This window comes from Gilliamella sp. B14384G10, assembly GCF_016101685.1.
Taxonomy (GTDB): Bacteria; Pseudomonadota; Gammaproteobacteria; order Enterobacterales; family Orbaceae; genus Gilliamella; species Gilliamella apis_A.
In genome coordinates, this window is record NZ_JACFQA010000005.1 from 14,461 (window position 1) to 37,345 (window position 22,885).

General features: G+C 36.5%; 22 protein-coding genes and 1 tRNA gene. 22 read left to right on the forward strand and 1 reads right to left on the reverse strand.

Going from position 1 to position 22,885, the window contains the following annotated elements; all coding sequences use genetic code 11:
- Positions 1–11: 11 nt before the first annotated feature.
- Entirely contained in the window at positions 12–818 is an 807-nt protein-coding gene (xthA, locus tag H3T54_RS10235) for an exodeoxyribonuclease III (RefSeq protein ID WP_086359659.1), read from the reverse strand.
- A 115-nt stretch (positions 819–933) separates the two neighbouring features.
- Here xthA and tyrA point away from each other — a divergent pair, with 115 nt between their 5' ends.
- The 22 genes from tyrA to prfB all read left to right on the forward strand — a co-directional run bounded on the left by tyrA (position 934) and on the right by prfB (position 22,868).
- Positions 934–2,055, forward strand: a complete 1,122-nt coding sequence (gene tyrA, locus H3T54_RS10240) for a bifunctional chorismate mutase/prephenate dehydrogenase (protein WP_110446934.1) — start codon at positions 934–936, stop codon at positions 2,053–2,055.
- Between the two features lie 89 nt (positions 2,056–2,144).
- Positions 2,145–3,482: a phosphoglucosamine mutase gene (gene glmM, locus H3T54_RS10245; RefSeq protein WP_198222441.1), complete on the forward strand. Its 1,338-nt coding sequence runs from the start codon at positions 2,145–2,147 to the stop codon at positions 3,480–3,482.
- Positions 3,483–3,735: 253 nt separating this feature from the next.
- Entirely contained in the window at positions 3,736–4,518 is a 783-nt protein-coding gene (gene atpB / locus H3T54_RS10250; protein ID WP_110446932.1) for a F0F1 ATP synthase subunit A, read from the forward strand.
- 36 nt (positions 4,519–4,554) lie between these two features.
- Positions 4,555–4,782, forward strand: coding sequence for a F0F1 ATP synthase subunit C (atpE, locus tag H3T54_RS10255; RefSeq protein WP_370527378.1), 228 nt, complete (start codon positions 4,555–4,557; stop codon positions 4,780–4,782).
- Positions 4,783–4,806: 24 nt separating this feature from the next.
- Positions 4,807–5,277 (forward strand): F0F1 ATP synthase subunit B, encoded by a 471-nt coding sequence (gene atpF / locus H3T54_RS10260; protein ID WP_034901512.1) that lies wholly within the window; start codon positions 4,807–4,809, stop codon positions 5,275–5,277.
- 13 nt (positions 5,278–5,290) lie between these two features.
- Entirely contained in the window at positions 5,291–5,824 is a 534-nt protein-coding gene (gene atpH, locus H3T54_RS10265) for a F0F1 ATP synthase subunit delta (RefSeq protein ID WP_198222439.1), read from the forward strand.
- An 11-nt stretch (positions 5,825–5,835) separates the two neighbouring features.
- Positions 5,836–7,377, forward strand: coding sequence for a F0F1 ATP synthase subunit alpha (atpA, locus tag H3T54_RS10270; RefSeq protein ID WP_034901516.1), 1,542 nt, complete (start codon positions 5,836–5,838; stop codon positions 7,375–7,377).
- Positions 7,378–7,391: 14 nt separating this feature from the next.
- Entirely contained in the window at positions 7,392–8,261 is an 870-nt protein-coding gene (gene atpG, locus H3T54_RS10275; RefSeq protein ID WP_065614742.1) for a F0F1 ATP synthase subunit gamma, read from the forward strand.
- Positions 8,262–8,308: 47 nt separating this feature from the next.
- Positions 8,309–9,691, forward strand: a complete 1,383-nt coding sequence (atpD, locus tag H3T54_RS10280; protein ID WP_034901521.1) for a F0F1 ATP synthase subunit beta — start codon at positions 8,309–8,311, stop codon at positions 9,689–9,691.
- A 26-nt stretch (positions 9,692–9,717) separates the two neighbouring features.
- Positions 9,718–10,143, forward strand: a complete 426-nt coding sequence (locus H3T54_RS10285; RefSeq protein WP_110446930.1) for a F0F1 ATP synthase subunit epsilon — start codon at positions 9,718–9,720, stop codon at positions 10,141–10,143.
- A 265-nt stretch (positions 10,144–10,408) separates the two neighbouring features.
- Positions 10,409–13,618, forward strand: a complete 3,210-nt coding sequence (gene recC / locus H3T54_RS10290) for an exodeoxyribonuclease V subunit gamma (protein ID WP_198222437.1) — start codon at positions 10,409–10,411, stop codon at positions 13,616–13,618.
- An 8-nt stretch (positions 13,619–13,626) separates the two neighbouring features.
- The gene (locus tag H3T54_RS10295) at positions 13,627–14,424 is read left to right on the forward strand and encodes a TatD family hydrolase (protein WP_198222435.1); all 798 of its coding nucleotides are present in this window, start codon (positions 13,627–13,629) and stop codon (positions 14,422–14,424) included.
- A 42-nt stretch (positions 14,425–14,466) separates the two neighbouring features.
- Positions 14,467–15,432, forward strand: coding sequence for a bile acid:sodium symporter family protein (locus H3T54_RS10300; RefSeq protein ID WP_198222433.1), 966 nt, complete (start codon positions 14,467–14,469; stop codon positions 15,430–15,432).
- Positions 15,433–15,562: 130 nt separating this feature from the next.
- A complete protein-coding gene (locus tag H3T54_RS10305; RefSeq protein ID WP_198222431.1) occupies positions 15,563–16,951 on the forward strand; it encodes an MFS transporter in 1,389 nt (462 codons plus the stop codon).
- 19 nt (positions 16,952–16,970) lie between these two features.
- Entirely contained in the window at positions 16,971–17,603 is a 633-nt protein-coding gene (locus H3T54_RS10310) for an MBL fold metallo-hydrolase (protein WP_198201808.1), read from the forward strand.
- A gap of 107 nt (positions 17,604–17,710) precedes the next feature.
- Positions 17,711–18,301 (forward strand): biotin transporter BioY, encoded by a 591-nt coding sequence (locus tag H3T54_RS10315; RefSeq protein WP_198222429.1) that lies wholly within the window; start codon positions 17,711–17,713, stop codon positions 18,299–18,301.
- A complete protein-coding gene (locus H3T54_RS10320) occupies positions 18,271–18,864 on the forward strand; it encodes a YiiX/YebB-like N1pC/P60 family cysteine hydrolase (protein ID WP_198222427.1) in 594 nt (197 codons plus the stop codon). Before H3T54_RS10315 ends, H3T54_RS10320 begins: the two co-directional genes overlap by 31 nt.
- Before the next feature lie 93 nt (positions 18,865–18,957).
- A tRNA-Asn gene (locus tag H3T54_RS10325) sits at positions 18,958–19,033 on the forward strand.
- Positions 19,034–19,246: 213 nt separating this feature from the next.
- Complete coding sequence (locus tag H3T54_RS10330) at positions 19,247–19,975, forward strand: type 1 glutamine amidotransferase (protein ID WP_086359650.1); 729 nt, start codon at positions 19,247–19,249, stop codon at positions 19,973–19,975.
- A 28-nt stretch (positions 19,976–20,003) separates the two neighbouring features.
- Positions 20,004–20,834: a VanW family protein gene (locus H3T54_RS10335; RefSeq protein ID WP_086359651.1), complete on the forward strand. Its 831-nt coding sequence runs from the start codon at positions 20,004–20,006 to the stop codon at positions 20,832–20,834.
- Positions 20,835–20,968: 134 nt separating this feature from the next.
- On the forward strand, positions 20,969–21,595 hold the full coding sequence (locus tag H3T54_RS10340; RefSeq protein ID WP_198201812.1) for a Fe-Mn family superoxide dismutase: 627 nt from the start codon (positions 20,969–20,971) through the stop codon (positions 21,593–21,595).
- Between the two features lie 174 nt (positions 21,596–21,769).
- Positions 21,770–22,868 (forward strand): peptide chain release factor 2 gene (gene prfB, locus H3T54_RS10345; RefSeq protein ID WP_108720963.1). Its coding sequence is split into 2 segments (ribosomal slippage): positions 21,770–21,844 and positions 21,846–22,868, totalling 1,098 coding nucleotides; the frame shifts between segments, so codons are not numbered across the junction.
- Positions 22,869–22,885 lie beyond the last annotated feature (17 nt).

Here is a 22,885-nt window from a genome sequence, read left to right on the forward strand (position 1 = left end):
ATGGTTGAAGTTTAATCTAAATCAAATTGTGCCCAGATCGGTGCATGGTCAGATGGTTTTTCCATACCGCGAATATCATAATCGATACCGGTTTGCTGACAATATTGCTGTAACTTTTGGCTGGCTAATATTAAATCAATTCTTAATCCAGTTTCACTATCAAATCCTTTAGAACGATAATCAAACCATGAATATCGTTGCGATTCAGGATTAGCATGACGATAAGTATCAGTATAACCAAGAGACATTAAATTATTTATCCATTCACGTTCTTCAGGCAAAAAAGAACATTTACCAGTACGCAACCATCGTTTACGACTTTCATCAGAAATACCGATATCTAAATCAGTTGGACAAATATTCATATCCCCCATAATTAAGGATAATTGACTATTAAGTTGCTGGCTTTGTATGTACTGATTTAAATCCTGATAAAATTTACGTTTAGCAGGGTATTTGATTTCATGGTGTAAACTTTCTCCCTGAGGAAAATAGCCATTGATAACGATTAAATTACCTTGACTAGTCGGTAATTCAGCCATAATTAATCGACATTGTGCACCTTCCTCATCAGTTGGAAAACCACATTGGACTGATAATGGTTTTTGCTTAGTCAATAATGCCACGCCATAATGCCCTTTTTGACCATGATAATGTAAGTGATAACCGAACTGTGCTAGTTCCTCAATTGGAAATTGATCGTTATGAACTTTGGTCTCTTGCAAGCCAATGATATCTGGCTGATGTTTATCAATAATCGCAGCTAATTGGTGAATTCTTGCCCGAAGGCTATTAATGTTAAATGAGATAACTTTAATCATAAATTTATTGTATTTGATTTAATTTTGCTATTAACCCATGCTACCAAAAATACGTTATACTGTTAAGCAATTACAGTAAAAGCTATAACTTGTGATAAAGGATCCAGCAAATATGTCAAAGGAATTACTTGCATTGCGCAATAAAATTGATGAAGTAGATAAATCGATTTTATCTTTAATTAGTCAGCGACTAGCATTAGTGGCCGAAGTTGGTGAAGTGAAAAGCGAGCATGGAATTCCAATTTACGATCCAAAACGTGAAGCGGATATGTTAGCTAAACGGAAACAAGAAGCCGAAGATTTAGGTATATCACCAGCGCTAATTGAAGATATTTTACGTCGTTTAATGCGTGAGTCTTATATTAGTGAAAATGATAAAGGGTTTAAAAAAGTTTACTCCGGTAAAGGATCAATTGTTATTATTGGCGGTAATGGCCAAATGGGCCGACTATTCGCCAGATTATTTACCTTATCTGGTTACCAAGTCAAAACACTAGGCTCAAAAACGATGCATCAAGCTGCAGAAGTAGTCGCTGATGCAGCTGCAGTTATTGTGACAGTGCCTATCAACAAAACTTGTGAAATAATTGAACAATTACCACCACTACCTAAAGATTGCATTTTAACTGATTTTACTTCAATCAAAGTCAAACCATTACAAGCGATGTTAACTAAACATGCTGGCCCTGTAGTTGGCTTACATCCTATGTTCGGCCCTGATGTACCTAATTTAGCTAAACAAGTTATTGTTTACTGTCAAGGACGTTACCCAGAACAATACCAATGGTTAATTGAACAAATGCGGATTTGGGGAGCAAATTTATGTGCAATTGATGCTAAAGAACATGATAAATGCATGTCATTTATTCAAGCCTTGCGTCATTTTACTTCATTCTCATATGGTGTAAATTTACAACGAGAACACGCTGATTTAGAGCAATTAGTTACCCTATCATCACCTATTTATCGACTTGAGTTAATGATGGTAGGCCGATTATTTGCTCAAGATCCAGTGCTTTATGCCGATATCATCATGGCGTCAGATGCCAACATTGAATTAATTAAACGCTACTATCAATGTTTTGGGCAAATGGTTGAATTAATCGAACAAAGAGATAAAACAAAATTCATTGAGAATTTTAATGAAGTAACCAAATGGTTTGGTAATTATGCCGAGCGTTTTATTAAAGAAAGCCAAGTGTTATTGAAGTTTGCTAACGATAATCGAGAATAGTTTAGCTAAGCACTTTTATAAAATAGCACTAACATTAACATTATAACGCTGGCAATGAGTTAAATAAAAATTCTGTATGAGGAAATAACATGTCTAATCGGAAATATTTTGGGACAGATGGTATTCGTGGAAAAGTTGGAGAATATCCTATAACACCTGATTTTGCTCTCAAATTAGGTTGGGCTGCTGGGCGAGTACTGGCTAAAGATGGTGTAAAAAAAGTCATCATCGGTAAAGATACTCGCATTTCAGGCTATATGCTGGAATCAGCATTAGAAGCAGGATTTGCTTCGGCGGGTGTAGCAGCTGCATTTACTGGGCCAATGCCAACACCGGCGATTGCTTATTTAACTCGTACATTTCGTGCTGATGCAGGTGTAGTCATTTCTGCTTCACATAATCCTTTCTATGATAATGGCATTAAATTTTTCTCAAACGAAGGACGCAAACTTGATGATGCAATTGAGTTAGAAATCGAAGCACAACTAGAGAAAGAGATCGATTGCGTCGAATCAAAACAGTTAGGTCGAGCCAGTCGAATAACTGATGCTGCAGGTCGATATATTGAGTTTTGTAAAAGTACTTTTGATCACGATTTAAGTTTATCAGGCCTAAAAATTGTGGTGGATTGTGCCAATGGAGCCACTTACCACATTGCCCCGAAAGTATTGCGTGAGCTTGGCGCCAAAGTGATCAAAATTGGCTGTGATCCTGATGGAGTTAACATCAATGAAAATTGTGGTGCCACTGATGTAAAAGCGTTAACTGAGCAAGTTATCAATGAAAAAGCCGATTTAGGCTTCGCTCTTGATGGTGATGGCGATCGTATTATTATGGTTGACCATAAAGGTAATAAAATTGATGGTGACTTAATTATTTATATCATCGCTCGAGAAGCATTAAGACAGGGTCAGCTTAAAGGTGGTGTGGTCGGTACGCTAATGAGTAATATGGGACTGGAAATCGCCCTTAAAAATCTTGGAATTCCATTTGTAAGAGCAAAAGTCGGCGATAGATATGTCCTTGAAATGCTTGTTGAAAAAAATTGGCGATTAGGCGCTGAAAATTCAGGTCATGTTCTACATCTGGATAAAACGACTACCGGTGATGGTATTGTTGCAGGCTTACAAGTTTTAGCTGCCATGGTACGTAATAATATGTCATTAGCTGATTTATGTAGTGGTATGACAATGCTACCACAAATATTAATTAATGTTCGTTTCTCTGGTAAAAATGATCCATTAATGAATCCTGAGGTCAAATCAGCCATTGCACAGGCAGAACAACAACTCGGTAATAATGGACGAGTACTCATACGTAAGTCAGGCACAGAGCCTCTTATTAGAGTGATGGTTGAAGGTAGCAATCGATCACAAGTTCAGCAACTTGCTGAAAAAATTGCTGATGCGGTTAAACAATCAAATTAGCCTATTTTTTCTTCATTAATTAGGCTATTGGTGATAATTATTTCTAATAAAGTGACTATTAAAGCTGTTATTCTTTACGCAAAATTAGTAAAAAGTGTCTAAATTCTTTATTTTTTTAATCAGTTGTTGACTTAATATAGGCAATTAGGTTTAAAATAACAGCTTCGGTTATTGCAGTAATTGTTTATACCTTTTAAGGTAAAAAATATAACAAGCTGTAGTTTTTATTTTTAGAAATAGGTAAGAGGGTTATATGGCAGTTTCCTCTCCAGCTTCACCGCAAGCTTATATAAAACACCATCTAGAGAACTTGCAAGTCGGTTCTGGTTTTTGGACCTTTAATCTTGATTCATTGTTCTTTTCAATTTTACTTGGTGTGCTGTTTTTATGGATTTTCCATCGTGTTGCAAGGAAAGCAACGAGTGGCGTACCAGGTAAACTTCAATGTGCAGTCGAGATGATCTTTGAATTTGTCAATAATACCGTCAAAGACATGTTTACTGGCCAAAATAAACTTATTGCTCCTTTAGCGCTTACTGTGTTTATTTGGGTATTTTTAATGAACTTACTAGATCTGATCCCCGTTGATTTCCTACCTTACGCTGGGCAATATTTAGGTTTATCACATTTAAGAGTCGTACCGACAGCTGACGTTAGTATTACCATGTCAATGTCTTTAGGTGTCTTTGCACTTATCATCTTCTATTCAATCAAATATAAAGGGATTACAGGTTTTATTAAAGAATATACTTTACATCCTTTTAATCATTGGGCATTTGCACCAATTAACTTAGTCCTAGAACTTGTTAGTTTATTAGCTAAACCTGTCTCATTAGGATTACGACTTTTCGGTAACATGTATGCAGGTGAACTTATCTTCATCTTAATTGCAGCACTATTACCTTGGTGGTCACAATGGGTATTATCATTACCATGGGCTATTTTCCATATTCTGATAATTACCTTACAAGCATTTATTTTTATGGTGTTGACGATTGTCTATTTAGCGATGGCTTCGGCAACAGAAGATCATTAATTTTTAAATTTTTTTGATAATAAACTGGAGTATATAATGGAAATTTTATATGTAGCCGCAGGCTTAATGATGGGATTAGCTGCAATCGGTGGTGCAGTTGGTATTGGTTTATTAGGTGGTAAATTCTTAGAAGGTGCTGCTCGCCAACCAGAATTAATGCCTATGTTACGTACCCAATTCTTTATCGTTATGGGCTTAGTTGATGCGATCCCTATGATTTGTGTAGGTATTGCGTTATATGTCATTTTTGCTGTTGCAGGCTAATAATAATTTAAGAGGAATTGTCTCATGAATATGAACGCAACTCTCCTCGGCCAAGCAATTACATTTGTATTGTTTGTTTGGTTCTGTATGAAGTTTGTTTGGCCACCCGTTATCCGAGCGATTGAAAAACGCCAAAAAGAGATAGCAGATGGACTTGCTTCAGCAGAAACAGCAAAAAAAGATTTGGAATTAGCCAAAGCAAATACATCTGACATAATGCAACAGGCTAAGGTTGAGGCTAATGCAATTATTGAGCAAGCGAATAAACGCAAAGCAGCCATTCTTGAAGAAGCACAACAAGAAGCTTCTCGTGAAAAAGAAAGGATTGTTGCTCAAGGACTTGCTGAAGTTGAAGCTGAGCGCAAACGCGCTAGAGAAGAGCTTAAACAACAAGTCGCTACACTCGCTATTGCCGGTGCAGAAAAAATTATTGAACGTTCTGTTAATGAAGCCGCTAACAGCGACATCATTGATAAACTCGTAGCTGAACTATAAGGAGAATAGAGCAATGGCTGACTTAATTACGATTGCTCGCCCTTATGCTAAAGCCGCTTTCGACTTTGCTGTTGAAAAAAATAGCATCGAATCATGGCACAAAATGTTGGTGTTAACATCTGAAGTGAGCAAAGATGCTCAAATAAGAAGTATCTTAACATCTGACATGAAAACTGATTCAGTGGCTAACTTACTCATCAATATCTGTAAAGATGTATTAGATGAGTTTAGCACTAATTTTATTAAAGTTATGGCTGAAAACAAACGTTTATCTCTTCTTCCTGAAGTATTAAGTTTGTTTGAGCAATACTGTTTAGATAAAGAAGCACAAGCAGATGTTGAGGTTATTTCTGCTAATGAGCTTACCAGTGAACAACTTAATAAAATTTCTGTCGCAGTCGAAAAACGTTTATCACGAAAAGTAAAACTAAAATGTCATATTGATAAATCGCTCATTTCTGGTTTTATTATTCGTACGGGCGATATGGTTATTGATAGTAGTATCAGAGGGCGTCTAAATCGACTAAATGACGCTCTACAGTCTTAAGGGGACTGATAATGCAGCTAAATTCAACTGAAATAAGTGAACTAATTAAAGAGCGGATAGCTCAGTTCAATATTGTGAGTGATGCTCACAATGAAGGAACTATCATATCTGTAAGTGATGGTATTCTTCGAATCCACGGATTAACTGATGTAATGCAAGGTGAAATGATTGCATTACCAGGCAACCGTTATGCAATGGCATTAAACCTTGAAAGAGATTCTGTTGGTGCTGTGGTCATGGGACCATACGAAGACTTATCTGAAGGGATGAAAGTGCAATGTACTGGCCGTATTTTACAGGTACCAGTAGGTGATGGTTTATTAGGCCGTGTTATTAATACCCTCGGTGAACCAATTGATGGTAAAGGTTCTATTCAACATGATGGATTTTCACCAGTAGAAGTGGTTGCTCCAGGTGTTATCGACCGTCAATCAGTTGACCAAGCATTACAAACTGGTTATAAAGCGGTTGACTCAATGATTCCAATTGGTCGTGGTCAACGTGAACTTATCATCGGTGACCGTCAAACAGGTAAAACCGCATTAGCAATTGACGCCATTATTAATCAACGTGATTCTGGTGTTAAATGTATTTATGTTGCAATCGGTCAAAAACAATCAACTATTGCTAACGTAGTGCGTAAACTTGAAGAGCATGGTGCACTTAAAAACACAATTGTGGTTGTGGCATCAGCATCTGAATCTGCAGCATTACAATACTTAGCACCTTACGCTGGTTGCGCCATGGGAGAATACTTCCGTGATCGCGGTCAAGATGCATTAATTGTTTATGATGATTTATCAAAACAAGCGGTTGCTTATCGTCAAATTTCATTATTACTTCGTCGTCCACCTGGACGTGAAGCTTACCCTGGTGATGTATTCTATCTTCACTCTCGTTTACTTGAACGTGCAGCTCGTGTTAACGAAGCTTATGTTGAGGAATTCACTAAAGGCGAAGTAAAAGGTAAAACAGGTTCATTAACTGCATTACCAATTATCGAAACTCAAGCAGGTGACGTTTCAGCGTTCGTACCAACTAACGTAATTTCGATTACTGATGGTCAGATCTTCCTTGAAACTAGTTTATTTAACTCAGGTATCCGCCCAGCGGTTAACCCTGGTATTTCGGTTTCTCGTGTTGGTGGTGCTGCACAAACTAAGATAATGAAAAAATTATCTGGAGGTATTCGTACTGCACTTGCACAATATCGTGAATTAGCAGCATTCTCACAATTTGCCTCTGACTTAGATGAAGCAACAAGAAATCAATTAAGCCATGGTGAAAAAGTAACTGAATTACTCAAACAAAAGCAATACTCGCCAATGACTGTTGCTGAGCAATCAATTGTACTTTACGCTGCAGAACGTGGTTATCTTGAAGATGTTGAACTTGCTAAAGTATTATCATTTGAAACAGCACTTCTTGCTTATGCCCATAGTCAATATGCCGATTTTGTTAAGCAAATCGACGAAACAGGCAATTACAATGATGAGATTGAAAACAAGTTAAAAGCAATGCTTGAAAGCTTTAAATCAACTCAAACTTGGTAAGGGTGAGGTAACAAATGGCTAATGCAAAAGAAATTAGAACGAAAATTGCCAGTATCCAAAGTACGCAAAAAATCACCAAAGCGATGGAAATGGTAGCTAATTCTAAAATGCGTAAAACGCAAGATAGAATGGCGGCTAGTCGTCCATACGCTGAAATGATTCGTGAAGTAATTGGACATTTAGCGTTAGCTCAAATAGGCACTAAGCATCCTTATCTGGAAGAAAGGGATGTTAAGCGAGTTGGCTATCTTATCATTTCAACCGATCGTGGTTTATGTGGTGGATTAAATATCAATCTTTTCAAAACTGTTATTGCTGATATGTCAGCATGGCAAGAGAAAGGCGTTGAAGCAGATGTTGCTTTAATTGGTTCTCGGGGTGTTTCGTTTTTCTCTTCAGTAAAAACCAACATTTTAACCCAAGTAACCAATTTAGGTGATGAACCAACTTTATCTGATTTAATTGGTCCGGTAAAAACAATGCTTGAGGCATATGACAACGGTAAAATTGATAAACTATATATTGTAACCAATAAGTTTATTAATACTATGTCGCAAAAGCCAACAATACAGCAATTATTACCATTACCGGCTTCAGAAGATAAAGAACTTAAAGCTTCATCATGGGATTATATTTATGAGCCTGATGCAAAATCATTATTAGATGTGATTTTACGTCGTTATATTGAATCACAAGTCTATCAAGCGGTGGTTGACAATTTAGCGAGTGAACAAGCAGCAAGAATGGTGGCCATGAAAGCAGCAACCGATAACGGTGCAAATTTAATTAATGAATTACAAATTGTGTATAACAAAGCCCGTCAAGGTGCGATCACAAATGAATTAATTGATATTGTATCTGGTGCAGCTGCTGTTTCAGGTTAGTGCTAAATATTGGCTTATAGTTAAGAAAAAGACGTAGAGGATTAAAAATGGCTACTGGAAAGATTGTCCAGATCATCGGTGCGGTGGTTGATGTCGAATTCCCAGAAGATGCAGTACCAAAGGTATATGATGCATTAGAAGTGGAAACTGGCACTGATAAATTAGTTCTGGAAGTTCAGCAACAATTAGGTGGTGGCGTTGTATGTTGTATCGCAATGGGCTCATCTGATGGTTTAAGACGTGGACTTAAAGTAGTAAATACAGGTCACGGCATTGAAGTTCCTGTAGGAACAAAAACACTTGGCCGTATAATGAACGTACTAGGTGATCCTGTTGATAAAGCAGGTCCAATTGGTGAAGAAGAGCGTTGGGCAATTCACCGTGCAGCACCAACATACGAAGAGTTGGCTAACTCAACAGAATTACTTGAAACTGGTATCAAAGTTATCGACTTAATTTGTCCATTTGCAAAAGGTGGTAAAGTTGGTCTATTTGGTGGTGCAGGTGTTGGTAAAACTGTAAACATGATGGAATTAATTCGTAACATCGCTATCGAGCACTCAGGCTACTCAGTATTTACTGGTGTAGGTGAACGTACTCGTGAAGGTAACGACTTCTATCATGAAATGAAAGAATCAAACGTACTTGATAAAGTATCATTGGTTTATGGTCAGATGAATGAGCCGCCAGGAAACCGTTTACGTGTAGCGTTAACTGGTTTAACAATGGCAGAAAAATTCCGTGATGAAGGTAAAGACGTACTATTATTTATCGATAATATTTACCGTTATACCTTAGCCGGTACCGAAGTATCTGCACTATTAGGTCGTATGCCATCTGCGGTAGGTTACCAACCGACCTTAGCAGAAGAAATGGGGTTATTACAAGAACGTATCACCTCAACTAAAACGGGTTCAATTACCTCAATCCAAGCAGTATATGTACCTGCCGATGACTTAACTGACCCATCGCCAGCAACAACCTTTGCTCACTTGGATGCAACAATCGTATTAAGTCGTCAAATCGCATCATTAGGTATCTACCCAGCGGTTGACCCACTTGACTCAACCAGTCGTCAATTAGATCCACTTGTAGTTGGTCAAGAACATTACGATTGTGCTCGTGGCGTACAGTCAATCCTTCAACGTTATCAAGAATTAAAAGATATCATTGCAATTCTTGGTATGGATGAATTATCAGAAGATGATAAATTAACTGTTGCTCGTGCACGTAAGATTCAACGTTTCTTATCTCAACCATTCTTCGTTGCGGAAGTGTTCACTGGTTCACCAGGTAAATATGTACCATTAAAAGACACAATTAGTGCCTTTAAAGGTATTATGAATGGTGATTATGATCATATTCCTGAACAAGCATTTTATATGGTTGGTTCAATCGACGAAGCGATTGAGAAAGCGAAATCTCTCTAAGAGATTTATAGAACGGAGAGAGCATTATGGCACTAACTTCCTATCAATTAGAAGTTGTTAGTGCTGAATCTCACCTTTTTTCAGGTGATGTTCAGCGAATCAGAGTCACAGGACGAGAAGGTGAACTTGGGATTTATCCTGGTCACACTCCGTTACTGACAACCATTAAGCCGGGAATGGTCGGGATTGTTAAAGCCGATGGCGAAGAAGAGTTTATTTATCTATCTGGCGGTATTTTGGAAGTACAACCAACTATGGTAACAATCTTAGCTGACACCGCCATTCGTGGTGAAGACTTGGATGAAGCAAGGGCACAAGAAGCAGTAAGACAAGCGCAAGAACACATTAATCATCCTAGCGATGATATGTCTTTTGCTCAAGCATCTGCTGAACTTTCTAAAGCCTTAGCAAAAATACGAGTTATTGAGTTAACTCGCCGTATAGGTCAATAAGGATATTGATCACTAAACTAGGCAATAAAGGGCTACAAATTAATAAATTGTAGCCTTTTTTATTATTTACTGAACGACTATTTGAATTATCACTATCTAAAAGACACAATTTTTACCTCTAAAAAACCCCTTTCCTCAAAATTTTTATAAACCATTGGTATTTTATATAGTTATTTACTTATAAAAAGTTACTATTTAAACATGGCTAGATTTATTAATAGCAATCAGCGATAATCTGATTAATTCTATTAATATTAATGTAACTATGTTCACCATTTATCATTCTAATCAAGTCGATTTACTCAAATCACTCGTTAGCGAATTAATGCGCAGAGATCCGCTAGAACAGGTTTTTATGCCTGATATGGTTATGGTGCAAAGCCAAGGTATGGCACAATGGTTACAAATTGAATTAGCCAATGATCTAGGGATAGTTGCTAATGTTGATTTTCTTTTTCCAAGCCAATTTATCTGGCAGTTATACCAAACTCTGTTACCTAATTCACCACAGGAAAATAGTTATAATGTCGAATCAATGACTTGGCGTTTGTATTATCTATTGCCAAAAATTATCGAGCGACCTGAATTTGATACCATTAAACATTATCTTAATATTGATAAAGAAGAACGAAAACAGTATCAACTAGCGACTCGAATCGCACAATTATTTGACCAATATTTAGTTTATCGCCCTGACTGGTTAGCCAAATGGGAAAGCAAGCAAACGGTAGCTGAACTAAATCATCATCCTGATGAAATCTGGCAATCTGAATTATGGCGACAACTAATTGCAATTAGTCAACCTTATCATCGTGCCAATATCTATCAGCAAATGTTAGACATTTTGTTAGATAATGATTTCGATCGCACAAGATTAAAATCGTTACCGAAACGAGTCTATATTTTTGGTATTACCTCACTACCACCAATTTATTTATCATTATTATCAGCACTTGGTCAACACATTGATGTCCATTTAATGTTTAATAATCCTTGCAAATGGTATTGGGGCGATATTGTAGAAAAACAGCTATTAGAGATCCAAAATACACCTGATAATATTCCTAACCCATTATTAACATCTTGGGGTAAATTAGGACGAGATAACCTATTTTTATTGCAGGAATTCAATAATAAACAAGATATTGATATTTTTGTCGATCATGAGCGAAAATGTTTATTAGATTCAATTCAGCAAGATATTTTAGAACTTTATCAAACCAGTGATGTAAAAGCACCTATTGAGAAAACAGATAGATCAGTAACCTTCCACGCTTGCCATAGCGAACAGCGTGAGGTCGAAGTACTTTATGATTATCTATTATCTGCATTTGATGCCGATCCAACACTCGAATTACGTGATTGTATTATCATGGTTTCAGATATTGATAAATATGTACCCTATATTCGGTCAGTATTCGGTAACGCTGAAGGACAACGCTATTTACCATTCACAATTTCCGATCAAAAAGCTCGTAACATTGATCCAATGGTGCAAGGATTTTTTGCTATCTTAAACTTTACTGAAAGCCGCTTTACCGCTGAAGAGTTATTTAATCTACTTGAAATTCCAGCCATTGCTGAAAAGTTTGCCATAAGTGAGTCACAACTAACTTTATTACATACTTGGATTATTGAATCAGGCATTCGTTTTGGTCTAGAAAATGCTCACAGCTGGCTATTTGGCCTTGAACGGTTATTACTTGGTTATACCATGAATAGTGAACAAGGTGGTTGGCAACAGATACTAGCTTATGATGGTGCTACCGGCTTAGATGCTGAATTAATTGGTCAGTTAGCAGAATTTATAAAATCCGTACGTAAATGGTTAACCATTCTCAGTGAAGACAAGCCATTAACTGAATGGCAAGGCTGCTGTATTGAACTGATTAATGATTTTTTTGTTAGTAATGACTCACGTGAATCAATTTTATTAATGATTCAAGAAGAGTGGCAAAAACTGATTAGCAGTGGTTTAAATGCTAATTTTACCGATCAAATTTCAATAACTATTTTACATGATGCGATGCAATCACGATTGGAGCAAAATCACCTAGCCCATCGTTTTTTAGTCGGTAAGATAAACTTTTGTACTATGATGCCAATGCGCTCGATTCCTTTTAAATTAGTATGTTTATTAGGCATGAATGATGGTGATTATCCAAGAACATCTTTACCTTTAGATTTTGACTTAATTGCTCAAAACCCTCGTCGAGGTGATCGTAGTCGACGTATTGACGACCGCTATCTGTTTTTAGAAGCTATTTTATCTGCACAAGATCAACTCTATATCAGTTATATAGGTCGAGATATGAAAGATGATAGCGAACGTTATCCATCAGTATTAGTCGATGAGCTTTGGGATTATATTGTGCAGTATTATCATGATGCTACTGATAAAGATTCAGATAAAAACAATTCTTTAATTGATAACTTAAGAACGTTGCATACTCGCACACCATTTAATCCACAAAATTTCTTAAATGAACCTAAAAGTTATGCTGATGAGTGGTTACCTGCCGCGTTAAAAGCGGGAGAAACCCAATCATTTATCAGCGATATTACCAAAGTCATTGTAGATAATATCAATCTAGATGAATTAAAACGTTTTTATCAACACTCTATTCGGTTTTTCTTACAAAAACGCTTTAATTTTTATGTTAATTATTTAGATAACACCTTGCCCGATGCTGAAAACTTTAGCCTAGATAACTTAAAACGCTATCAACTTAATCTACAGATTTTAAATGAAATGATTGCTAAGGACTCGCAAGGCTGTGATAACTTTTACCAACGGCTTAAGCTAACTGGTGAGTTACCAGACGGTGCATTTGGTGAGATTATTTATGATGAATTGTGTGAAGCACTGCAACCTTTAGCCAATAAAATCATTGAAGAGAGAACTAATCCATCAACCTTAGAGGTAAATTTAACTATTTCGATAGATGAACAACATTATCAATTACAAGGTTGGCTAACCCACATTCAAGCAGATGGTCTTTTAACTTGGCGCCCAGCTAAACTCTCGATTCGTGATGGTATTTCATTATGGATTGATCACTTAATTTATTGTATTTTGAATTGGGATAAAACCGACAGCCAAAGTCGCTTATATGGCCGAGAAGACAACCAATGGCGATTTTTACACATTGATGCCCCACAAGCGTTAACCCTATTAACGGATCTCGTTGAAGGTTTTATAAAAGGTGTCAACCAACCACTATTAATGCCATTACAAAGCGCATGGAGCTGGTTGCTTGCTGCATATAATCCAAAAACTGGACAAATTGAACTCAGTGAAAAAGCAATAAGCAAATTATTAACCACTTGGCAAGGTGGCCAATTTCTTACCGCAGAATGTGATAGTTATTACGCAAGGCTTTATCCCGAATTAACCGATAATCTAATAGAACAAATAATACAGTTTGCTCAGCGATATTTATTGCCGATATTATTACATCAAGTCGAAGAATAGGAGGCACTATGTTTATCGATACGCATTGCCATTTCAATTTTCCTGCTTTTGTTACCGATCTCGAGAATTCAATCAATAATATTCGCCAAGCTAAAATTAATAGCTTAATTATTCCTGCTGTATCAGCAACACATTTTAGTCAAATATTACAACTCACCGAGCAATATAGTGAACTTTATGCTGCACTCGGTTTACACCCTATCTATCAACACTCGCCGGCTGATCTTGAACAACTATCAGATATAGTTAGTACTCACCCTACAAAATTAGTTGCCATTGGTGAAATTGGCTTAGACCGTTATGACCAATCTGTTGATTGGCAACAGCAACTAGATTTTTTTCGAGCTCAATTAGTATTAGCCAAGCGCTATGATTTACCCGTTTTAATCCATTCACGCAAAACACACGACATTATCTATCATGAATTACATCAAGCTAATTTGCCATGTCGTGGGGTGATCCATGGCTTTTCAGGTAGCTATCAACAAGCACTGCAATTTATTAAATTAGGCTATTATATTAGTGTTGGTGGAGTAATAAGTTATACCAGAGCCAATAAAACTCGCCAAACCATTGCAAAATTACCGCTGGAAAGTTTAGTGTTGGAAACTGATGCTCCAGATATGCCATTAAGCGGTCGCCAAGGACAAATAAATCGCCCCGAAAACATTGTCGATATTTTTAATATTCTTAGTCAATTGCGAACAGAACAGCCTTCACAAATAATTAACACTATCTTAACAAATACCTTGACGCTATTTTGTAGAATTAATAGAATGGAAATTACAAATCCAATCAAAAGATAACTATTTAATTATTAATGATTTATCAAAAAAAGGTGATATTTTATGTCGCAGCGCTATAGTCAACTTTTTGTACAATCCATTATTTCATTAACTCGATTATTTCCTTTATGGGCAATTCTTTGTGCAATAGCTGCCTATTTTTCACCTGATACCTTTCTGCCTGTGCGACCACATACATCACAATTATTAATGTTTGTCATGTTTACCATGGGGGTAACGTTAAGTATTGATGATTTTAAACGCGTCGTCACCAAACCGAAAGCAGTCATAATTTGTACTTTACTGCATTATATTGTAATGCCAGTGACTGCGTTAATCTTATCTAAACTATTCACTATGCGACCTGAGCTATTAGTCGGCATGGTTCTTGTGGGGAGTGTTGCTAGTGGTACCGCCTCTAATGTAATGATTTATCTAGCTAAAGGTGATGTAGCATTATCAGTTACTATTTCATCGGTATCAACACTGGTTGGCGTTGTAGTCACCCCATTACTCACATTATTGTTAGTGGGTACTACCGTTGAAGTTCCGGTTTGGGATATGTTGGTACATATTGTCCAAATTGTGCTCGTCCCTATTCTTTTAGGTTTAATTGTCCACCATTTTTTAAACTCTTTGGTAAAAAAATGTGAACGATTCTTACCACTGTTGTCGATGCTTTGTATCTTATTAATTATTTGTATTGTTGTTGCCGGTAGTCATGCTCTCATTGCTCAAGTAGGTATAACCGTTATCTTTGCCGTCATTATTCATAATGGTATTGGTTTACTTGGTGGTTATTGGGGCGGTCGTTTATTTGGTTTTGACGAGTCCACTTGTCGAACTATGTCTTTAGAAGTAGGTATGCAAAACTCTGCGTTAGCTGCAACATTAGGTACAACCTACTTTTCAGCATTATCGGCACTGCCTGCTGCGGTCTTTTCTGTTTGGCACAATATTTCTGGTTCACTATTGGCTGGTTATTGGCAAGGAAAACCCGTTAAAAATAAGAAAAAATCCAGCAATTAACAGTGAATATTGTAAAATAGCATTCATTAGCTCTCTTACTCAATCATCCCCGATGAGTATGAGAGTATAATCTTAGGATTAATAAAATTCCTCTGCTTCCAGCATATCAATCAATTTTAGGCTGAACAAAATGAATAGCGAACTACAATTACCACCTTTTGTCTATCGTATATTACCTTGGATTGCTGCATTTGCTTTTTTTATGCAATCACTCGATACCTCAATTCTAAATACTGCTTTGCCAACTATGGCCAAAGATCTTAATGAATCCCCCCTGAACATGCAGTCAGCGGTAATCTGTTATGCACTAACATTAGCACTGTTTATTCCTGTAAGTGGCTTTCTTTCAGATAAATTTGGTACCCGAAATATCTTTGTACTGGCAGTATCACTCTTTACAATAGGTTCATTACTGTGTGCTTTATCCAATTCATTAATTTTCTTAGATATATCCAGAGTAATTCAAGGTATTGGTGGTTCAATGATGGTACCAGTTTCTCGCTTAGTTTTGATTAAAGCATTTAAACGTAACGAGTTTTTAGCAGCATTAAATACCGCAACAATACCAGGATTAATCGGACCAGTACTAGGACCGGTTTTAGGCGGTTATCTAGTCGATATGGTAAGTTGGCATTGGGTATTTTTGATTAACTTACCAATAGGGATTTTAGGGGTATTTATTAGCTTAAAGTATATGCCTAACATTAAAGGCAAACATATGCCTTTTGATTTCTTTGGTTTTCTCTTTATCGTTATTACTTTTATCAGTGCTACCCTAAGTGTCGAATCTTTAAATCAAGGTCAACAATATTATTTACCAATAACGCTTGCCATCATCAGTCTGATTTTTTTATTTATTTATCGAACCTATGCGCAAAAAAAATCTGGGCCTCTATTTCCACTATCATTATTTAATATTCGAACGTTTAAAATTGGTATTATCGGTAATTTAGTTTGTCGATTGGGCATTTCTGGTGTGCCTTTCCTTATTCCACTATTTCTACAAGTTGGCTTTGGTTATTCAGCAATTTTTGCTGGCATGATGTTAGTCCCCATGGCGATTGCTTCTATTTGTACCAGATTTTTTATTACGCGAATTCTTGCTCGTTTAGGTTACCGTTTTGTATTGGTTGCTAATACCATCTTAGCTGGAATTTTGATTCTTTTAATGTCATTAATAAACTTAGCGACACCATTAGTAATATTAAGTATTTTGCTATTTTGCATTGGCGGAATCAATTCAATGCAATTTACCTCAATGAATAGTATAACATTAGCTAATTTACAAGGTGAAAGCACCAGCAGTGGTAATAGTTTAATGGCGGTTAATCAGCAATTAGCCATTAGCTTTGGCACTGGTTTTGGTGCGGTATTAGTAAGATTATTCAGCAATTCAACAACTACTATTCACGCATTTCAATTAACCTTTGTTATACTAGGTATTGTGACTATGCTATCAAGCATGATTTTTGCGCAACTAAACACACAAGATGGTAAAAATTTAACGAATCGGCGCTAAGCAATTAAGGGAGAATTATATGTTTCAATATCAGATCATTCCAGTTACAGCTTTTCAAGAAAATTGTAGCATTATTTGGTGTGATGAAACAAACGAGGCTGCCTTTATTGATCCTGGTGGAGAGCCTGAACTGCTTAGAAAAGCAGTGGAAAAACTAGGCGTAAATATCAAGCAAATCTTGCTTACTCATGGCCATTTAGATCATGTTGGCGCTGCCGTAGCGTTAGCTAATCACTATAATGTTAAGATCATTGGCCCTAGTCAAGAAGATGAGTTTTTATTCTCTGGACTACCGCAACAATGTATGCAATTTGGCTTTCCTTATACGGATAGTTTTTTACCTGATCGCTGGTTAACTGAAGGGGAACAAGTTAAAGTGGGTAACATTACACTTGATGTTCTGTCCTGTCCTGGCCATACTCCTGGCCATATCGTATTTATCAATGCCAAAGATAAAATTGCTTTTGTCGGTGATGTCTTATTCAAAAGTAGCATTGGCCGTACCGACTTTCCTCGAGGAAATCATGCCGATTTAATTTCCTCTATCACAAATAAACTATTTCCGCTTGGTGATGATTTTATCTTTGTTTCTGGCCATGGTCCGATGTCGAGCTTTGGCAATGAACGAATGACAAATCCTTTTTTAGTTTAAAAAAAAATTCCCTAAACAAATGTAAACCATTTTATAAGAAAATAGTTTACATAATTTGTTTTTGTATTATTATGACGCTACTATTTAGCTTTTAATGGTAGAAAATAATGAAACAGCAATTAACAACGTACTATCCAACTTATATTAATACACTATTCAACTTATCCTCTTGGCAACGCAAGTTGTGCGCAGTTACTTGTGCCGCATTGCTGCTAGGCGTTGCCGCAAATATCAGTATTCCAACCTATCCGGTACCATTCAGTCTACAATCATTAGGCGTGCTTCTGATCGGAGCTTGTTTGGGGCGTAAATTAGGTGCTTTAGCAATTCTTCAATACCTATTTTTAGGTGCATTAGGATTACCACTATTCGCCAATGGTAGCGGTGGCATTATGGCGCTTGCTTCTCCTTCTGCTGGTTATTTATATGGTTATGTATTTAGTGCTTATTTAGCTGGATATGCAGCAGAGAAAGGTTACGATCGTCGTTTTCTGTTAGGCTTAGTTGCCTTTGCTTGTGCACACCAATTATTATTTGTCTTTGGTGTGGTCTATTTAATGGGGTATTTACATATTTCCCTTAGCGAAGCGATACAAGTAGGTTATTTACCTTTTGTTGGTGTTGATGCACTTAAATTTATCATCGCAACTTGTGTCATGTTTTCATTATGGCGTCATCACGCGAAAAAACATCAATAACAATGCAATCTGGCGATATTATTTTTCAATCCCAGCATGAAGAAAGCGAATTTAATAAAGCGATTACGCATTCTGGTTCACAGCTTTACTCGGATGAGATAATCAATCAGATAAGCCATGTTGGTTTATATATAGGCAATAATATCGTCATTGAAGCCACTCAAAAACATGGGGTAATCCAACAGCCCCTTAACAACTTTTTAGCTACCGCTCAATATAATCTAGTAGCAACCATTTATGATGATTCCGTCATTAAAAACGCATTAATGCGGGTGCAAACCTGTCTAGGGTTGCCTTATAACCATAGTTTTCGCGAAGATGATAAAGGGTTTTACTGTAGTGAACTGATTACTTATGCCTTCAAGTACCCATCTGGTGAAGATTATTTTCAACGTTATCCTATGAACTTTAGCGATTTAGCCACAGGCCAAATTCTGCCTTATTGGATCAAATATTATCAAGCATTAAATCAAACGATCCCTGAAGGAGAACTAGGATCACATCCACAACAACTACTCAGACAAAAGACATTATTCAAGACAATCCGAATACTTGAAGCATAATAATCGAGATAATCTGCTACAAAAAACGCATTTTAAACAATTTAACTATTGACATAGCGTCATTAAATCTATAATATGCGCGCTACATTCGGTTCCTCCATAGTTCAGTCGGTAGAACGGCGGACTGTTAATCCGTATGTCACAGGTTCAAGTCCTGTTGGAGGAGCCAACTTTCCGAATGTTGAAATCTGCTCAAGCAGATTTTTTTATGCCTATTATTCTTCTGCTCTATAACTTATTTGTTTATCGCCTATTGATATCTTTACTATTGTCTTTCTTAATAAAAGATTCATAATAATTATCGCGCTTAATTTTCCATATTCACATCTAATGGCAATTGAGTATTCTGATCGATAATAGTTAGGTTAAAGGAGATTTACCAATGCATTTGCATTTTATTATTCATGAAGATTTCGAAGCTCCTGGAGCTTATGAGCAATGGGCTAAAGAACATCGTTATACCATTAGTTATTCTCGTGTTTATCTTGGTGAACCTCTTCCCAACAATGTAGATAATATTGATATGTTGATTATTATGGGTGGCCCACAATCACCAGCAACAACCAAACAAGAGTGCCCTCATTTTGACTCGCTAGCGGAACAAGCAGTAATATTATCGGCTATCAATTCAAAAAAAATCGTACTTGGCGTCTGTCTTGGTTCACAATTAATTGGTGAAGCTTTAGGAGCCCCACATGGTCATAGTCCGGAAAAGGAAATCGGTAAGTTCCCTATCACCTTAACTGAAATAGGTAAAAATAATCCTTTATTTGTTGATTTTGGCAAGGGTTTAGCTGTCGGCCATTGGCACAATGACATGCCAGGTTTAACCCAAGAAGCACAAATTATTGCCTATAGTGAAGGCTGCCCACGACAAATCATTGCTTATGGTCCTTTAGTATATGGTTTTCAATGTCATATGGAGTTAACTTTAGATGTTGTTGAACAACTGATTGCTCACTCAGAAAGTGATCTTAATCAAGCAGCAAAATATCGTTTTGTTGATACACCTAGCCAACTTCGTTCCCATGATTATTCTGAAATGAATCAGAAACTGTTTGGCTTTTTAGATAAATTAAGCCTTAATTATTTATCACTTATAAAAAAATAAGCAATTTAGTAGTTAGGATGATTGTTGTATGCAAAACACTATTGTAGATAAACCTAAAAAACGCAGTAATTTAAGGTTAAAATTAGGTAAGGAGTATTTTATTCTCAAACGTAAACTAGATTGGTGGCGCAACCGTCACGCCTATAGCGTAATTGATAAGAATAATAATACTTGCTGCTATTCTCATAAAAAACATCAATCGGTATTGTTAAGACAACTGAAAGATGTTGATATGTATTTGCAATATAACAAAATTACTAACCTTCGCTTAGCAATTGAACAGCTCGACGGTTCGATAATTAAGCCCAATCAACGATTTTCAATTTGGCAAAAAGTTGGTCGACCATCTAAGAAACGCGGCTTTTTAGAAGGTCTCTCATTACATAATGGCCAAATCGGCAAAGATATTGGTGGTGGTTTATGCCAACTTGGCAATTTGATTTACTGGATGGTATTACATTCAGATTTAACCATTATTGAACGATGGCGTCATAGTTTTGATGTTTTTCCGGATGTTAACCGTACTATTCCATTTGCTTGTGGTGCAACACTTTCTTATAACTATATCGATTTACAATTACTCAATAAAACCAATACAACGTACCGACTTAATCTTTGGTTAGATGATGAATATTTACATGGTGAACTGCTTGCCAATACACCTTTATCTTATCACTATGAAATATTCGAAACCGATCACGTTATTGAACAACAATGGTGGGGCGGATACACTAGACACAACAAGATATGGCAACGTAAAACCCATTTGCTCGATAATCAAATAGAGGAAAAACTCATTAGCGAAAATCATGCAATTATGATGTATACACCTTATTTAACGCAGCCAAACGAAGTATAAAAATCATACGGCAATGATATTAAATTAGATAGTCATAAGCTATCTAAACAATAGTTTGTGGGATATATTGATAGACCGTATACTCGACAGTATAAATGAGTTAAAAATACTTAATAAATGAAAGGAGCAATTTCATGGCTTATACATTACCCCCTTTACCTTATGCTTATGACGCTTTAGAGCCTTATATTGATACTGAAACAATGCATCTTCATCATGACAAACATCATCAAACTTATGTAAATAACGCTAATGCATTATTAGAATCCCTACCTGCTGAAGTTAAAGACTTTTGCCCTGAAACATTACTAAAAAATCTAGACAAAGTCCCTGCAGACAAAGTTACTGGTGTTAAAAATAATGTTGGTGGTCATGTTAACCACACCCTATTCTGGGAATTATTAAAAGTTGGAACTGAACTTAAAGGTGAACTAAAAGCTGCTATTGAAAAAGACTTTGGTTCAGTTGATGCGTTTAAAGAAAAATTCTCAGCTGCTGCGGCAACTCGTTTTGGTTCTGGTTGGGCATGGTTAGTATTGAAAAATGATAAGCTAGAAGTGGTTTCAACTGCTAATCAAGATTCCCCAGTTATGGGTGAAAAATTCTCAGGCGTTTCTGGCACACCAATTTTAGCGCTTGATGTTTGGGAACACGCTTATTATTTAAAATATCAAAACCGCCGTGCTGATTATATTGGTGCATTTTGGAATGTTATTAACTGGGATAAAGTAGCTGAATTATACGCAGAAGCGAAAAAATAAGCTCATTTAGAAAAATCACATTATAAAAATGACGCAATACGCGTCATTTTTTATTTATTATTCATTTACATTATTATCAATGATGTAAGCAAATTGGTAATTGCTAAGTTATACTTAAATCCGTTACAATGCAGGATTAATTAAAAAACTTAAAAATTTACAAAACAGCATAATATGTTTGAAATTAATCCTATCAAATCGAAAATAGCCGAATTAACCGAGCGAACAGATGTGATTCGGGGGTATCTTTGACTACGATCTCAAGAAAGAACGTCTTGAGGAAGTCAATGCTGAATTAGAACAATCGGAAGTTTGGGCAGATCCAGAAAAAGCACAAGCATTAGGTAAAGAACGAGTAATGCTTGAAGAGATCATCAATACCATTAATTCATTAGATCAAGGACTTGATGATGTTGAAGGCTTACTTGAACTTGCTGTTGAAGCAGAAGATCAAGATACTTTTGATGAAGCAAATCTAGAACTAGAGCAATTAGAAAAAAAACTAGCTGGCCTCGAGTTCCGTCGAATGTTCTCAGGTGATTATGATAGTGCTGATTGTTATTTAGATATTCAATCTGGATCAGGTGGCACTGAAGCACAAGATTGGGCGGAAATGCTACTTAGAATGTATCTCCGTTGGGCTGAATCAAAAGGATTTAGTACCGAAGTGATGGAAGTATCAGATGGTGACGTAGCAGGCATTAAATCGGCCACTATTAAGGTATCTGGTGATTATGCTTATGGTTGGTTACGTACCGAAACTGGCGTTCATCGCTTAGTTCGTAAAAGTCCATTTGATTCAGGTAACCGACGTCATACATCATTTGCATCGGTATTTGTCTATCCAGAAATTGATGATAATATTGATATTGATATCAACCCTGCCGATCTACGTATTGATGTTTATCGCGCATCTGGTGCAGGTGGTCAGCACGTTAATAAAACTGAATCTGCTGTTCGTATTACCCATGTGCCAACAGGGATTGTGACTCAATGTCAAAACAATCGCTCTCAGCATAGTAATAAAGATCAAGCGATGAAACAGCTCAAAGCGAAACTTTATGAGCTGGAAATGCAGAAAAAGAATGCCGAAAAACAGCAGATGGAAGAAAATAAATCCGATATTGGTTGGGGTAGTCAAATCCGTTCATATGTACTTGACGACTCGAGAATTAAAGATTTACGTACCGGCGTCGAAACCCGTAATACTCAAGCCGTTTTAGACGGTGATTTAGATCAATTTATTGAAGAAAGCTTAAAAGCAGGTTTATAACCCTGTTTGGTGATAAA

Excerpts from the sequence above, each read along its gene's own strand:
- recC (WP_198222437.1), top strand. The coding sequence starts at position 10,409 with ATGTTCACCATTTATCATTCTAATCAAGTCGATTTACTCAAATCACTC.
- atpD (WP_034901521.1), top strand. The coding sequence starts at position 8,309 with ATGGCTACTGGAAAGATTGTCCAGATCATCGGTGCGGTGGTTGATGTC.
- H3T54_RS10310 (WP_198201808.1), top strand. The coding sequence starts at position 16,971 with ATGTTTCAATATCAGATCATTCCAGTTACAGCTTTTCAAGAAAATTGT.
- glmM (WP_198222441.1), top strand. The coding sequence starts at position 2,145 with ATGTCTAATCGGAAATATTTTGGGACAGATGGTATTCGTGGAAAAGTT.
- H3T54_RS10315 (WP_198222429.1), top strand. The coding sequence starts at position 17,711 with ATGAAACAGCAATTAACAACGTACTATCCAACTTATATTAATACACTA.
- atpA (WP_034901516.1), top strand. The coding sequence starts at position 5,836 with ATGCAGCTAAATTCAACTGAAATAAGTGAACTAATTAAAGAGCGGATA.
- atpF (WP_034901512.1), top strand. The coding sequence starts at position 4,807 with ATGAATATGAACGCAACTCTCCTCGGCCAAGCAATTACATTTGTATTG.
- atpE (WP_370527378.1), top strand. The coding sequence starts at position 4,555 with ATGGAAATTTTATATGTAGCCGCAGGCTTAATGATGGGATTAGCTGCA.
- tyrA (WP_110446934.1), top strand. The coding sequence starts at position 934 with ATGTCAAAGGAATTACTTGCATTGCGCAATAAAATTGATGAAGTAGAT.
- H3T54_RS10330 (WP_086359650.1), top strand. The coding sequence starts at position 19,247 with ATGCATTTGCATTTTATTATTCATGAAGATTTCGAAGCTCCTGGAGCT.
- H3T54_RS10320 (WP_198222427.1), top strand. The coding sequence starts at position 18,271 with ATGGCGTCATCACGCGAAAAAACATCAATAACAATGCAATCTGGCGAT.
- H3T54_RS10305 (WP_198222431.1), top strand. The coding sequence starts at position 15,563 with ATGAATAGCGAACTACAATTACCACCTTTTGTCTATCGTATATTACCT.
- atpH (WP_198222439.1), top strand. The coding sequence starts at position 5,291 with ATGGCTGACTTAATTACGATTGCTCGCCCTTATGCTAAAGCCGCTTTC.
- H3T54_RS10340 (WP_198201812.1), top strand. The coding sequence starts at position 20,969 with ATGGCTTATACATTACCCCCTTTACCTTATGCTTATGACGCTTTAGAG.
- atpG (WP_065614742.1), top strand. The coding sequence starts at position 7,392 with ATGGCTAATGCAAAAGAAATTAGAACGAAAATTGCCAGTATCCAAAGT.
- H3T54_RS10300 (WP_198222433.1), top strand. The coding sequence starts at position 14,467 with ATGTCGCAGCGCTATAGTCAACTTTTTGTACAATCCATTATTTCATTA.
- H3T54_RS10335 (WP_086359651.1), top strand. The coding sequence starts at position 20,004 with ATGCAAAACACTATTGTAGATAAACCTAAAAAACGCAGTAATTTAAGG.
- atpB (WP_110446932.1), top strand. The coding sequence starts at position 3,736 with ATGGCAGTTTCCTCTCCAGCTTCACCGCAAGCTTATATAAAACACCAT.
- H3T54_RS10285 (WP_110446930.1), top strand. The coding sequence starts at position 9,718 with ATGGCACTAACTTCCTATCAATTAGAAGTTGTTAGTGCTGAATCTCAC.
- H3T54_RS10295 (WP_198222435.1), top strand. The coding sequence starts at position 13,627 with ATGTTTATCGATACGCATTGCCATTTCAATTTTCCTGCTTTTGTTACC.